The following is a 13,140-nucleotide window of genomic DNA, read 5'->3' as shown; positions in this document are numbered from 1 at the left end:
CGGTGTTTTGCCCGACGTGTCAACTTTTCCGACGCGCCAGAGGTCGCAGCGGAGTTCAGCCGAAAAACGCCTTGTCGAACAAGAGGCCTTCTACTGTGCATGGGGTTGTTTTCGAGCCGTTTGGTCCTCGCCCGAAAGAAAAAGCAGAAAAAATTTCACTCCGCCTGCAGGATCTCCGCGATCGCAGCACCCGCCGTGATGGTTCCGAGCTTGCCGCCGACATCGCGCGTCGCCCTGCCCTCACGAAGCGCTTTCGCCACCGCCGTCTCGATCGCACGCGCGGCCTCCTCGTAGCGGACCGCGCCGCTTCTCTCGCCGTGCCAGCCGAGCAGCAGCGCGGTCGAGAGGATCAGCGAGATGGGGTTGGCGACGTCCTGCCCTGCGATGTCGGGCGCCGAGCCGTGTGCGGCCTGCGCCATCGCATAGCGGTCGCCGACATTGAGCGAGCCGCCGAGACCGAGGCTGCCCGAGAGCTCCGCGGTGAGATCGGACAGGATGTCGCCGAACATGTTGGTGGCGACGATCACGTCGAAACGATCGGGGTTGCGCACCACATGCGCCATCATCGCGTCGACCAGGATGTCGTCGACCGCGAGGCCCGGGTACGCCTTCGCCGCCTCGCGGCAGATATCGAGAAACATGCCATCGCCGATCTTGAGCACATTGGCCTTGTGCACGATGGTGAGATGTTTTCGTCGTTTCATCGCGAGACGGCAGGCGGCGTGCGCGATGCGCTCGCAGCACAGCCGCGTGATCCGGCGCAGCGAGATCGCGACATCGGGCGTGACCAGCAGCTCGCCATTGCCCTGCTCCATGTTGCGGTCGGCGTAAAACCCTTCGGTGTTCTCGCGGACGACGACGAGATCGAAATCGCCGATGCGGCCGGGCCGGCCGGCATAGGTGCGGGCGGGCCTGAGGTTGGCATAGAGGTCGAGGCTCTTGCGGAAGTGGCGCGATGGATTGATCTCGCCATGCGCCTCGTCCTTGAAGTCGAAGGTCGCGGTCGGTCCCAGGATCAGGCCGTCGGCGGCGCGCACGGTGTCGAGCAGCTCGGGCCGCACGGTGGTGCCGAACTGCTTGAGGCTCGCGTGGCCGACCGCATGTTCCTCCAGCCGCAGATTGAGCTGGAAGCGCTCGGACGCCGCGCGCAGCACGCCCGTCGTCGCGGCCGTGATCTCAGGTCCGATGCCGTCCCCCGGCAGAACGACGATTTGCATGGTGATCCCCTTCCGAGAGCGGCAGCTGGCGCGATCATACGCCAGGGCGCAGGCTCATCGCCTGACCTTCGCGCATACAATGCATGCAAGCATATGCCTGTGGAAGCGGCCTCAAGCGTAGTACATGCCGGAGATCATCGAAGCCAGGCCGCCGGAGCAAAGCGCAGAGGCAATGACAATCACGTTACCTGCCGCTGCGCGCGAGCCCGATCACCCCAAAGCCGATGGCCTGCCGGCCGAGCAGCGGCGCTGGGCGATCGCCGCGATCTTCACCGCGCTGGCGATGGCCTCGCTCGACACCGCGATCGCCAACATCGCGCTGCCTGCCATTGCCGCCGATCTGCATGTCAGCCCTGAGCAGTCGGTCTGGGTGGTCAATGTCTACCAGATCGCACTGGTGGCGACGTTGCTGCCGTTAGGGGCGCTTGGCGAGATCGTCGGGCACCAGCGCATCTATCTCGGCGGCCTCGTCCTATTCACCGTCGCCTCGCTGTTGTGCGCGGTGGCCTGGTCGCTGGACAGTTTGCTGGTCGCGCGCACGCTGCAGGGCTTGGGTGCCAGCGGCATCATGAGCGTCAACACCGCGCTGGTGCGCTTCGTCTATCCCGGCCGGATGCAGGGCCGCGGCTTCGGCCACAACGCGCTGGTGGTCGCCACCGCCTTCACCTTCGGGCCCTCGATCGCGTCCGCCATCCTCGCGGTCGGCCCATGGCCGTGGCTGTTCGCCGTCAATATCCCGTTCGGGCTCGTCGCCACCGGCATCGGCTTTGCGATGCTGCCGAAGACGCCGCGGGCCGATCACGGCTTTGATTTCCTCGGCGCGCTCCTCGCCGCCGTCTGCCTCGGCCTGTTCATCACCGGCATCGGCAGTGCCGCGCATAATCTGTCGCCGGTAATCGTAGGCATCGAGCTGGCCACGGCGCTCGCGCTCGGCTTCGTCCTGACGCGGCGTCACGCCGACCATCCGGCGCCGATGCTGCCGATCGATCTGTTCAGCCGGCCGATGTTCGCGCTGTCGGCGGCGACCGCGGTCTGCTCCTTCGCCGTGCAAGGCCTCGCCTTCGTCTCGCTGCCGTTCTATTTCGAGGACGTACTCGGTCGCTCGCAGGTCGAGACCGGCTTCTTCATGACGCCGTGGCCGCTGGTGGTCGGCATCATGGCGCCGATCGCCGGCCGCCTCTCCGATCGTCATCCGGTCGGTCTGTTGGGCGGCATCGGCCTGATCCTGCTCGGCCTCGGCATGGCGCTGCTCGCGCTGCTGCCGGCAAGCCCGAGTATTCCCGATATCGTCTGGCGGATCATGATCTGCGGCATGGGCTTCGGCTTCTTCCAGGCACCGAACATGAAGGCGATCATGGGAAGCGCGCCGCCGCACCGTGGCGGCAGCGCCTCCGGCATCGTCGCGACCGCGCGCCTGACCGGACAGACCACCGGCGCGGCGCTTGCCGCGGCGTGCTTTGCGCTCGCCGGCCACAACGGCGCCACCGTCGCACTGGCGCTAGGTGCAGGCTTTGCCGCGCTCGGCAGCGTGATGAGCTTCCTGCGGCTGGCGGTGAAGTAGGCCGGCTCTATTGCGCCGTCTGCGCGATCGGCCGACTGACGATGGCTGCCGCATCGAGCGGTTCGCATTTGACCGTCCGTCTCAGCTTCCACGCACCGTCCCAACCGGCGGTGTCGCTCACGGGCGTGAACGTAGCCCCCTGCGACGCCAGGATGATCGGCTCCGACTTCAGGCAGGCGTCGGGAAACGCAATGCCGTGTCCGGCGCCTTTCGAGAAATGCCCGACCAGCATCTGCGACGCCTGCATCCGCGCGGCCGGCGAGGCCCGCATCGAACGATCAGGATTGAATGCGCGATAGCATGGAAAATCGGAGTGACCGGGCGCGAACTCATAGGTGATCCTGCAAGCCGCACCGGCCGATTTCACAAACGGCGCATCCGAAGGCGCAGCGGCATCGCGCTCGAACACCAGGGTCTGCAATGTCAATGTTTCCGTCGTCGCATCCGGCGAGACGGGCTTGTCGGGATTGATCGCGATGTCACCGCGCGAAAACACCAGCTTGGTCGTGGGCCGAGCATCCCTGGTCTCCAGCACCATCGGGGGTCTTGCGGCCCAGGAACGATCCAGCTCCACGTCAGCGTCGCCCATCGTCAGCCTGACATTGCCGACCGCGGGATTGTCCTTGACGAAATCGATCATGCGGAGGTGAGCGCTCTGCTTCGATGCCTCCAGGCTCAGGAAACGCAGATCGTCGACCTTGCGGGTGATCGGCATCATCGGATCGAAGCGATCGTCGATGTTGAACCGGACGATCTTCTTCAGCGTGGCGGACGCGGCCGCCTTGGGCGTGGCCGGCGGCGCGACGTCGATCACGAGCAGCGTGCCACCCGGTGAATAGGTATCGCCGAAGACGCGCTGCCAGAGCGCCGTCAGCGGCGAACTCGTCCGCTGGTCGACGTCCCGCGCGAAGACGATCTGCTGTCCGCGGCGAACGACCGGAAAATTCTGGAATGCGCCAAGTGCTGCGCCCTTGCTGACGGCCTCTCCGGTGAAGTTGATGCATCTGGAGCGATCGTCATTGCCGGATTGTTCGACCGCGCGGGATGCCGAACGCGAGCAGAAGCTGAGATCGTGGCTGGTCGTCTTCTGCGGACTGATGGCCGTCGCATAGATCGGCTCCGGCGCGCCTGGAATTTCCATCGGCAGCGGAGACGTCGCGAACATGTCGACCTCCACCATGCTCAGCGACGAGCCGGAATCCTTTGAGCACAGATCCCGCCGCGGCAGCGTATTGGTCAGCAGCCGCGCGGCGTCGCCACCAACGATGCAGGACATGGTGTCCTGCGGATTGTTCCGGCTCATCCAGATCAGATGATCCTTGCCCGCAGCATCGACCAGCAAATGCGGTGCCGCATGATGGCGGCGCGGCGGCAGCCAGATCGGAACGGTTTCCGACAGCATCGGCTCGCGCTTGAGCAGTGCCTCCGGAAGCCTGGTCACCCCGACCGAGCGCAGTTCGGCGTCGACCTCGTTCGGATCCTGCGTGTACTCGAACACGGGCAGCTTTCCGCAAGTCATGCAGGTGACGGCGATGTCGGATCGCACGTTCTCGAAGGACAGGATGACCTGATCGGGGTCGTTGCGATATTTGGCGGGATCGACGGCCTTGAACGGGTGATCCACCACGCGGCTGGCCTGAAAACCGTCCGAGCGGAACGGGTCGGATTCGAACTCGAAATAGGTCGATCGATCCCATCCGCGAAAGGCGTTGTACCCGCCCATGCTGACGCCGGCGAGGACCATCTTCGAATCGGTCTGGCAGCGCGTCGCACTGCCGGTCCCGCTGCCGTTGCGGATATAGGTGCACAGCCGGAACGCCGCATTTTGCAGGATGCGATCGCAATCGTTCTGATTGTAGCCGTAGGTGGCGAGGCCGTGCCGATAGCAGAGATCGTGAAAGACGCAGGCCTGCCGGAAGCGCTGCAGGACGAGGTGGCGTCTGCCCTTGTCGTCCCTGCTTCCGTCGAAGAAGATGTTGGTCAGCGCGGGAAGGCTGCAATTCAGTCCCTCGCCGCTGCCGCCGATCGTGCTGACGACCTCCGGCCCGGATTCGAAGGAGGTGACGGTGGCGGGCATCTCCCCGTCGGTAATGTCGTCGACATTCTTGTAGAGGGAGTCAGCGACGAACGAAGGAAGATAATTCAGGAGCAGAATGACCGCGACGATCGCCGCGATCGACCAGCCGATCACCTTCCTGGACATGCCCCACTCCGCTAAAGCCGTTCGTCGCAATGCCGGTCTGGATGACCGATGAACTTGGAAATTCGCCGAGTCGCCGCAATCGATGACACCCCGGTGTTAATCCAACGACGATCGCCCCCAGGTTGTTGTGCTGTCAAGCGAGGGGCTCACACTCGCAATCCTGAATTTGGCGGAATGTCAGGCCAGATTTCGCGCCACGGTCGCAGCGTCGGCGACGACCGGAACCGGCACTTGCTCATCCAGTGCCGCGAGGCGCGCGTCGATGGCATCGATGACCTTGCGCGAAAACGGCCCGAGATGCGCATAGGCCGCGATCATCTGCACCGCGATGCGCGCCGAGGAGGTGTCGCGCTTGGCGCAGTTCATGAAGGTCTGCCAGAGCGGGCGCCCGTCCGGAATGGCGGATACCACGCGATGCACGGTCTCCATCGCGCCGACCCGCGAACGGATATCTCCTTCGGCGAGCTCGTGGCGCTGTCTCGACCGGTCGAGCAGCGTCATCAGCTTGTCGACACGACCCGCATAGGCGGCCGGGCTGTAGACGCGCTCCAGCACCGTCTTGTAGTCCATCAGGATGTCGCGCAACGGGCGCACCGGATCGAAATTGATGCCGCCGGTGCACTGATCGCCGCCCGTCGTGGACGCCAGATCATGGTCCGCGTGCAACCGGCCCTCCTTCGCGAGCCGGCGCGTGAGCTGCGTGTTCGGCAAAGCATAGAGCAGACCGACCATCGCGACGGGAATCGCGGCCTCCTCGATGAAATCGATCATGGCCTCCGCCATCGAGACCTTCTCGCTGTCGAAGCCGACGATGAAGCCGGCAGTGACGAGCATGCCGGCGCCGTAGATCTTGTGGATGCTCTCGGCGATGTTGCGCCGCGTGTTCTGCTTCTTCCGCATCGCGACCAGGGTCGCGGGATCCGGACTTTCGATGCCGACGAAGATGCCAAAGAAATTCGCAGCCCCCATCAGCGCCAAAAGTTCGGGATCGTCGGCGAGATTGACCGAGGCTTCCGTCGACAGCTCGAACGGGTAGCCGTGCGCGCGCTGCCATTCGGCGAGCTGGGGCAGGAACTGGCGCAGCGATTTCTTGTTGCCGATGAAATTGTCGTCGACAAAATCGAGATGGCCGCGATAGCCCATCTGGTAGAGCCGCTCGAGCTCGACGAACATCTGCTCGGTCGTCTTGGTCCGCGGCACGCGGCCGTAGAGCTCGATGATGTCACAGAATTCGCAGGTAAATGGACAGCCGCGCGAATACTGCACACCGAGATAAAGATAGTCTTCGAATTTGAGCAGGTCGAAGCGCGGCACCGGCGTCTTGGTGACATCGGCCTGGAATTTCGGCGCGGTGAAGACGCCGGCGCGCGCGCCACTGTTCCAGGCCGCGATGAACTCGTCGATCACGCCCTCGGCCTCGCCGAGCACCTGAAAGTCCGCATTTGCGTAGATGTGCGGGCTCGACGTCGGATCGGGTCCGCCGACCACCACCGGCTTGCCCGCAGCGCGGCACTGGTCGATCAGTCGCAGCGTATCGGCCTGCTGCGGCAGCATACCGCCGGTGAAGACCACATCGGACCAGGCGAGATCATCGTCGCCGAAAGCTTGCGTGTTGCAGTCGATCAGCCGCACCGTCCAGCTCTCCGGCAACATCGCCGCGACGGTGATCAGGCCCAGCGGCGCAGCAGGACGCCGGACGCCCATCAGCTTGCAGGACTCACCAAAACTCCAGAACGACTCCGCCGTAAACAGCGGGTAGAGCATCAGCACGTTGCAAGGGCGCGGCGCGTTCATGGAACCCCTTTCGCTTTGCTCCAGTGTACCAAAGCGGCTCCGCCTTGCACCCCGGCAAAAGGGACAAACTGTCGCTCACACTTCAGTTCCGACGTCGCCTCAGACCATGCCGCTGGCGTTCAGGGAGATGGCGCGATTTGGGCGCCGGGCCGCCCTTCTCAAGACGCGCACAACACCGCCTGGTCCACAATCTTCCCGCAGATGCGAGAATCTTCGATAGCTGCCCCTCAGACTATTGATTTGAAAGGTTCCAATTTGCCGGACACATTGCGCGCCTGAGTCCATCGGTGGATGGGCCAATCAGGGGACTTGCGATGGCAAACCTAACAATCAACGGAAAAACCTTCACGCTCGACGTCGAGCCGGACACCCCGCTGCTGTGGGCGATCCGCGAAAATGCCGGGCTGACCGGCACCAAATATGGCTGCGGCATTGCACAATGCGGCGCCTGCACCGTTCACATGGACGGGGTCGCCACCCGCTCCTGCGGGATCTCGGTCGCCGAGGCCGAGGGCAAGAAGATCACCACGATCGAGGGCCTCGCCTCCGGCGGCACGCTGCACAAGGTGCAGCAGGCCTGGATCGCCAAGGACGTTCCGCAGTGCGGCTATTGCCAGAGCGGCATGATCATGGCCGTGGCGGCACTGCTGAGCGAGAAGCCCAAGCCGACCGACGCCGATATCGACGAAGCCATCACCAACATCTGCCGCTGCGGCACCTTCCAGCAGGTGCGCGAAGCGATCCACACGATCGCAAGCGCCTAAAGGAGCCGGCACATGAACAAGCACGTTTCCCCCAAGATGAACCGCCGCGCCTTCGTCATCGGCACCGCCGCCGTCGGCACAGGCCTGGCCATCGGCTTCGATATCCCCTTCGGCGGCCCCGCCGTGGTCCGCGCGGCAGACGGCTCGCCCGAAGTCAATGCCTGGGTCGTGATCAGGCCCGACGACACCGTGGTGATCCGCATCGCCCGCTCCGAGATGGGCCAGGGCTCGCTCACCGGACTCGCCCAGCTCGTCGCCGAGGAGCTCGAATGCGACTGGTCGAAGGTCACGACCGAGTATCCGACCCCCGGCCAGAGCGTCGCCCGCAAGCGCGTCTGGGGCGATTTCTCGACCGGTGGCAGCCGCGGCATCCGCACCTCGCAGGACTATGTCCGCAAGGGCGGCGCCACCGCGCGCGTGATGCTGATCCAGGCCGCGGCCGACGAGTGGAAGGTGCCGGCGTCCGAATGCACCGTCGACAAGGGCGTCATCACGCACAAGGCATCGGGCAAGACCACGACCTACGGCAAGGTTGCCGAGGCCGCGGCGAAGCTGACGCCGCCGGCGGAGGTCAAGCTCAAGGATCCCAAGGACTGGACCATCGCGGGCAAAGGCTTGCTGCGGCTCGACACCGCCGACAAGACCACCGGCACGATGGTGTACGGCATCGACATCAAGCTACCGGGCATGCTGAACGCCGCGATCAAGGATTGCCCCGTGTTCGGCGGCAAGGTGAAGAGCTATGACGAGGCCAAGGTCGCCGGCATGAAAGGCGTCAAGAAGGTCGTCAAGGTCGGCGATTCCGCGGTCGCGGTCGTTGCCGACACCTGGTGGCACGCCAAGACCGCGCTGGAAGCCCTGCCGATCGTCTGGGACGAAGGCGACAACGCCAAGGTCTCGAGCGAGACGATTGCGAAGTGGCTGGCCGAGGGCCTCGACGATTCGCAGCCGGCCTATGTCGGCAACAAGAACGGTGACGTGAAGGCGGCAATTGCCGGCGCCGCGAAAAAGGTCGAGGCCGTCTACAACTATCCCTACCAGAACCACGCCACGATGGAGCCGATGAACGCCACCGCGCTCTACACCGCGGACAAATGCGAGGTCTGGTGCGGGACGCAGAATGGCGAGGCGGCGTTCGCGGCAGTGCTGGAGGCCTCCGGCCTGCCGGCGGAGAAGTGCGACGTGCACAAGGTGATGCTCGGCGGCGGCTTCGGCCGGCGCGGCATGACGGACTATGTCCGCCAGGCCGTCGCGATCGCCAAGCAGATGCCGGGCACGCCGATCAAGCTGCTGTGGTCGCGCGAAGAGGACATGACGCACGGGAAATATCACCCGATCACCCAGTGCAAATTGACCGGCGCATTCGATGCCGACAACAATCTCATCGCTCTGCACTACCGCCTGTCCGGGCAATCGATCCTGTTCTCGGTGCGCCCCGAAGCACTGCAGAACGGCATGGATCCGGCTGCGTTCCAGGGCGTCGCCCAATCCGGCGAGGCCGCGATCGGCTACTCGGTGCCAAACCTCCTGATCGAGCATTCGATGCGCAACCCGCACGTTCCGCCCGGCTTCTGGCGCGGCGTGAACGTCAATCACAACGCGATCTACATGGAATGCTTCATGGACGAGCTCGCCCATGCCGCAGGCCAGGACCCGCTCGAATTCCGCCGCAAGCTGATGGGCAAGAACCCCAAGCATCTGGCGGTGCTCAATGCCGTGGCCGAGAAGATCGGCTGGACCACGCCGGCACCGCAAGGCGTCTATCGCGGCATTGCGCAGGTGATGGGGTATGGCAGCTATGTCGCCGGCGCCGCCGAAATCTCGGTGACCGATGGCAGCAAGATCAAGGTGCTTCGCATCGTCGCCTCCACCGATCCCGGCTACGTCGTCAATCCGGCGCAGGTGGAGCGGCAAATCGCGGGCTCCTTCGTCTATGGCCTCTCGGCGCTGTTCTACGGCGGCTGCACCGTCAAAGACGGCCGCATCGAGCAAACCAACTTCGACACGTTCAATTCGATGCGCATCAACGAGATGCCGAAGGTGGAATCGGTGATGGTGCCGAGCGGCGGATTCTGGGGCGGCGTCGGTGAGCCGACCATCGGCGTTGCGGCGCCGGCGGTGCTCAACGCTTACTTCGCGGCGACCGGCAAGCGCATCCGCTCGGTGCCGCTGCGCGACCAGAACATCAGCTTCGCGTAAGAGACGCCGCGGCGGCCATGACGGCCGCCGCGGCATTTGCCTGGATGATCCGCATGACAACGCGACCGATGACACGGCGAACTGCCGTGCTCGGCATCACCGCCGCGACCGCGACATTGGCGCGGCCGTCGGTCCTGCGCGCGCAATCGACAAGCCGCATCGTCGTGGTCGGTGGCGGCTTCGGCGGAGCGGCCTGCGCCCGCGCGCTCAAGCGCGCGCAAGCGGACTTGCAAGTCATCCTGATCGAACCCAATGCGGTCTTCACCACCTGCCCCTTCAGCAACGAGGTGATCGCGGGCCTGCGCGACATCGAAGCGCAGCAGTTTGACTACGACAAGCTGGCTGCCGAGGGCGTCACCGTGATCGGCCAGGCCGTGACCACCATCGAACCGCAGCTGCGTAGCGTCCTGACGGCCGATGGCGTCGCCCTGCCCTATGACCGCCTCGTGCTCTCGCCCGGCATCGACTTCCGCTTCGAAGCCCTGCCCGGCTATGACGAGGCCGCATCGGAAAAGATGCCGCACGCCTGGAAGGCCGGCGCGCAGACGCTATTGCTGCGCAGGCAGCTGGAGGCGATGGATGACGGCGGTACGGTCGCCATCGCGATTCCTCCCAATCCCTCGCGGTGCCCGCCGGCTCCTTACGAGCGCGCCAGCCTGATCGCGCATTATTTGAAGACCAGGAAGTCGCGCTCGAAAGTGCTGATCCTCGATGCCAAGGACAATTTCTCGCAGCAGCGGCTGTTCGAGAAGGCGTGGAAGGAACTCTACGGCGACATGATCGAACGCATCGGCCTGTCGCAAGGCGGCCGCGTGACCTCGGTCGATCCCGCGACCAAAACCATCGTCACCGAGTTCGGCAACTACACACCCGATGTCGCCAACGTCATCCCGCCGCAGCGCGCCGGCCACATTGCCGAGATTGCGGGCGCAACCGACGCCACCGGCTGGTGCCCGATCGATCCCGTCACCTTCGAGTCGAAGCTCGTCAACAACGTCCACGTCATCGGCGACGCCTGCCTCGGCGGCGGCATTCCCAAATCGGCATCGGCCGCGAGTGCACAAGGCAAGGCCTGCGCTGCGGCCGTCGTCAATCTGCTCGCCGGGCGCACGCCGGAAGCGCCACGGCTGAGCGGCGTCTGCTACAATACGGTCGCGCCCGGTTACGGCTTCTCGCTCGCCGGCAACTATCAGCCCAGGGGCGACATCTTTGCGGAGGTCGAGGGCGGTGCGACAAGTCCGGTCGATGCGCCGCGCGAACTGCGCGCTCGCGAGGCGACCGAGGCGGAGCGCTGGTTTCAAACCATCACGGCGGACACCTTTGGCTAGATCGAGGGTCTACATCGCTGCACTGATCGCCAGTCTCGTGTTGGTCTCCAGCGCGCGCGCCGAGGGACTGGCGCCCTATCAGATCACCGGCGACGGCATCGCGAATTCGCTGACGGGTACGCCCGGCGATGCCGCGCGCGGACGCGCACTGGTGCTGGCGCGCACGACGACCTGCATCCTCTGCCATTCCGGCCCCTTCCCGGAAACGCGGTTCCAGGGCGACCTCGCGCCGGATCTCACCGGTGCCGGGAACCGCTGGACGGCGAGCCAGTTGCGGCTTCGGATGGTTGACGCCGCGCGCTTCAACCCGGACACCATCATGCCCTCCTATTATCGTGCGGATGGCCTCGTCCGCGTCGGACGCAATTTCGCGGGCAAACCGATATTGTCGGCTGCGGAGATCGAGGACATCGTGGCCTTTCTTGCAACGCTTCGGGACTAGGATTGTTTATGCCAACGACGCGACGACATTTCCTGAGCCTTGCCGGCGGCGTCACTGCCGTCGGCGCGATTCCGATCGTCACGCTGCGGCCGGTCGAAGCAACGCCGGCGATGCTCAACACCGCGATCCGCAACGTCGTCGGCGAAGCGCCAATTCGCACCGGCAAGGTCAAGCTCGACATTCCGCCGCTGGTCGAGAACGGCAACACCGTGCCGATGACGGTGAGCGTCGCGAGCCAGATGACGGCGGACGACTACGTCAAGAGCATCCACGTCTTCAACGAGAAGAACCCGCAGCCGAACATCGGTAATTTCTATCTGAACCCGTCTTCGGGCCGCGCCCAGATTTCGACGCGGATCCGGCTCGCCGACACCCAGAAGGTGGTCGCGATCGCCCGCCTCTCCGACGACAGCTTCTGGCAGGTCTCGGCGGATATTGTCGTGACGCTGGCCGCCTGCACCGAGGAGGTGAACTGATGGCCGCCCTCATCAATGTTCCCGCAAAGGCCAAGCGCGGCGACATCATCGAGATTCGCACGCTGACTTCGCACATCATGGAAACCGGCTTTCGCCACACCATGGACGGCGCGCTGGTGCCGCGCGACATCATCACGAGCTTCACCTGCCGCTACAACGGCGCCGAGATCTTTCGCGCCGATCTGTTTCCGGCCATCGCCGCCAATCCGTATTTGTCCTTCTTCACGGTCGCCAAGGAGAGCGGCAAGTTCGAGTTCGAATGGATCGGCGACAACGGCTATTCGTCCACCGCGTCGGCATCGATCACGGTCGAATGAATTTGTGGCGCGCGATAGTGCTGGCGGCGCTTGTCGCCACGGCCCCTGCCCTGCTCGCCGGTGAAATCCCGCCCGATGCGCGCCGCTCCGGCTATTCCTTCATGGGCCCTGACACCCGCGCCATGCAGGATGACGATACCTCCAATCCGGGCATGCTGTTCGTGCTCGACGGCGAGGCGCTGTGGACAAAGAAGACCGGCAGCGCGAACAAGGCGTGCGCGGACTGCCATGGCGATGCCAAGAGCAGCATGAAGGGCGTCGCGGCACGCTACCCTGCCTTTGACAAGACCCTCGCACGCCCCGTCACGCTCGACCAGCGCATCAACCTCTGCCGCGCCAATCATCAGCAGGCGAACCCGCTGCCTTACGAGAGCCGCGACATCCTGGCGCTGTCCGCCTTCGTTGCCCACCAGTCGCGCGGCATTGCGATCACCGCGGGCGATGACCCACAACTAAAACCTTTCGTCGAACAGGGCCGCACTCTCTTCATGCAACGCGAGGGGCAACTCAACCTGGCCTGCACCAATTGCCATGACGACAACGTTGAGAAGCGCCTCGCCGGCTCGCCGATCACGCAAGCGCAGCCGACCGGATATCCGCTCTATCGGCTGGAATGGCAGATGCTGGGATCGCTGGAGCGGCGCCTGCGCAGCTGCATGACCGGCGTCCGCGCCCAGGCCTACGAGTATGGCGCGCCCGAGCTGGTCGCGCTCGAGCTGTATCTGATGTCGCGGGCCCGCGGAATGCCGATGGAAACGCCGGCGGTGCGACCGTAACGCCCAAATTAGGGCTAGGCAGGCGTGGAACGGTCGCTAGTATCCCCCCAAATTGAGTCACAG

Annotated in this window: 11 protein-coding genes; 8 read left to right on the top strand and 3 right to left on the bottom strand. The window is 64.7% G+C overall.

Annotated features, from left to right (window positions below; genetic code table 11):
- Positions 1–155 precede the first annotated feature (155 nt).
- Positions 156–1,217 carry an isocitrate/isopropylmalate dehydrogenase family protein gene (locus NLM32_RS15670; RefSeq protein WP_254129847.1) on the bottom strand — a complete coding sequence of 354 codons (1,062 nt, stop codon included), beginning with the start codon at positions 1,215–1,217 and terminating at the stop codon, positions 156–158.
- A gap of 172 nt (positions 1,218–1,389) precedes the next feature.
- Between NLM32_RS15670 and NLM32_RS15665 the strand changes: the two genes are divergently transcribed.
- A complete protein-coding gene (locus NLM32_RS15665; protein WP_254129846.1) occupies positions 1,390–2,778 on the top strand; it encodes an MFS transporter in 1,389 nt (462 codons plus the stop codon).
- A 7-nt stretch (positions 2,779–2,785) separates the two neighbouring features.
- On the opposite strand, the gene NLM32_RS15660 is transcribed toward NLM32_RS15665, so the two are convergent.
- Positions 2,786–4,981 (bottom strand): hypothetical protein, encoded by a 2,196-nt coding sequence (locus tag NLM32_RS15660; protein ID WP_254129845.1) that lies wholly within the window; start codon positions 4,979–4,981, stop codon positions 2,786–2,788.
- 177 nt (positions 4,982–5,158) lie between these two features.
- Positions 5,159–6,775: a B12-binding domain-containing radical SAM protein gene (locus NLM32_RS15655; RefSeq protein WP_254129844.1), complete on the bottom strand. Its 1,617-nt coding sequence runs from the start codon at positions 6,773–6,775 to the stop codon at positions 5,159–5,161.
- Positions 6,776–7,089: 314 nt separating this feature from the next.
- Here NLM32_RS15655 and NLM32_RS15650 point away from each other — a divergent pair, with 314 nt between their 5' ends.
- The 7 genes from NLM32_RS15650 to soxA are packed head-to-tail and all read left to right on the top strand — an operon-like array spanning position 7,090 to position 13,077.
- The gene (locus NLM32_RS15650; RefSeq protein WP_254129843.1) at positions 7,090–7,539 is read left to right on the top strand and encodes a (2Fe-2S)-binding protein; all 450 of its coding nucleotides are present in this window, start codon (positions 7,090–7,092) and stop codon (positions 7,537–7,539) included.
- A 12-nt stretch (positions 7,540–7,551) separates the two neighbouring features.
- Positions 7,552–9,738, top strand: coding sequence for a molybdopterin cofactor-binding domain-containing protein (locus NLM32_RS15645; RefSeq protein ID WP_254129842.1), 2,187 nt, complete (start codon positions 7,552–7,554; stop codon positions 9,736–9,738).
- Positions 9,739–9,782: 44 nt separating this feature from the next.
- Positions 9,783–11,066: an NAD(P)/FAD-dependent oxidoreductase gene (locus NLM32_RS15640; RefSeq protein WP_254135313.1), complete on the top strand. Its 1,284-nt coding sequence runs from the start codon at positions 9,783–9,785 to the stop codon at positions 11,064–11,066.
- Positions 11,059–11,508, top strand: coding sequence for a sulfur oxidation c-type cytochrome SoxX (gene soxX, locus NLM32_RS15635; protein ID WP_254129841.1), 450 nt, complete (start codon positions 11,059–11,061; stop codon positions 11,506–11,508). The genes NLM32_RS15640 and soxX overlap by 8 nt, the downstream gene beginning before the upstream one ends.
- Before the next feature lie 8 nt (positions 11,509–11,516).
- Positions 11,517–11,984 carry a SoxY-related AACIE arm protein gene (locus NLM32_RS15630; protein WP_254129840.1) on the top strand — a complete coding sequence of 156 codons (468 nt, stop codon included), beginning with the start codon at positions 11,517–11,519 and terminating at the stop codon, positions 11,982–11,984.
- Positions 11,984–12,301 (top strand): thiosulfate oxidation carrier complex protein SoxZ, encoded by a 318-nt coding sequence (gene soxZ, locus NLM32_RS15625; RefSeq protein ID WP_148773619.1) that lies wholly within the window; start codon positions 11,984–11,986, stop codon positions 12,299–12,301. The genes NLM32_RS15630 and soxZ overlap by 1 nt, the downstream gene beginning before the upstream one ends.
- The gene (soxA, locus tag NLM32_RS15620) at positions 12,298–13,077 is read left to right on the top strand and encodes a sulfur oxidation c-type cytochrome SoxA (RefSeq protein ID WP_254129839.1); all 780 of its coding nucleotides are present in this window, start codon (positions 12,298–12,300) and stop codon (positions 13,075–13,077) included. The genes soxZ and soxA overlap by 4 nt, the downstream gene beginning before the upstream one ends.
- Positions 13,078–13,140: the final 63 nt, after the last annotated feature.

Source organism: Bradyrhizobium sp. CCGUVB14, assembly GCF_024199935.1.
GTDB lineage: Bacteria > Pseudomonadota > Alphaproteobacteria > Rhizobiales > Xanthobacteraceae > Bradyrhizobium.
Note: the sequence above shows the minus strand (reverse complement) of the source record. Positions and strands in the feature narration are given on the sequence as shown.

Excerpts from the sequence above, each read along its gene's own strand:
- NLM32_RS15670 (WP_254129847.1), bottom strand. The coding sequence starts at position 1,217 with ATGCAAATCGTCGTTCTGCCGGGGGACGGCATCGGACCTGAGATCACG.
- NLM32_RS15665 (WP_254129846.1), top strand. The coding sequence starts at position 1,390 with ATGACAATCACGTTACCTGCCGCTGCGCGCGAGCCCGATCACCCCAAA.
- NLM32_RS15660 (WP_254129845.1), bottom strand. The coding sequence starts at position 4,981 with ATGTCCAGGAAGGTGATCGGCTGGTCGATCGCGGCGATCGTCGCGGTC.
- NLM32_RS15655 (WP_254129844.1), bottom strand. The coding sequence starts at position 6,775 with ATGAACGCGCCGCGCCCTTGCAACGTGCTGATGCTCTACCCGCTGTTT.
- NLM32_RS15650 (WP_254129843.1), top strand. The coding sequence starts at position 7,090 with ATGGCAAACCTAACAATCAACGGAAAAACCTTCACGCTCGACGTCGAG.
- NLM32_RS15645 (WP_254129842.1), top strand. The coding sequence starts at position 7,552 with ATGAACAAGCACGTTTCCCCCAAGATGAACCGCCGCGCCTTCGTCATC.
- NLM32_RS15640 (WP_254135313.1), top strand. The coding sequence starts at position 9,783 with ATGATCCGCATGACAACGCGACCGATGACACGGCGAACTGCCGTGCTC.
- NLM32_RS15630 (WP_254129840.1), top strand. The coding sequence starts at position 11,517 with ATGCCAACGACGCGACGACATTTCCTGAGCCTTGCCGGCGGCGTCACT.
- soxZ (WP_148773619.1), top strand. The coding sequence starts at position 11,984 with ATGGCCGCCCTCATCAATGTTCCCGCAAAGGCCAAGCGCGGCGACATC.
- soxA (WP_254129839.1), top strand. The coding sequence starts at position 12,298 with ATGAATTTGTGGCGCGCGATAGTGCTGGCGGCGCTTGTCGCCACGGCC.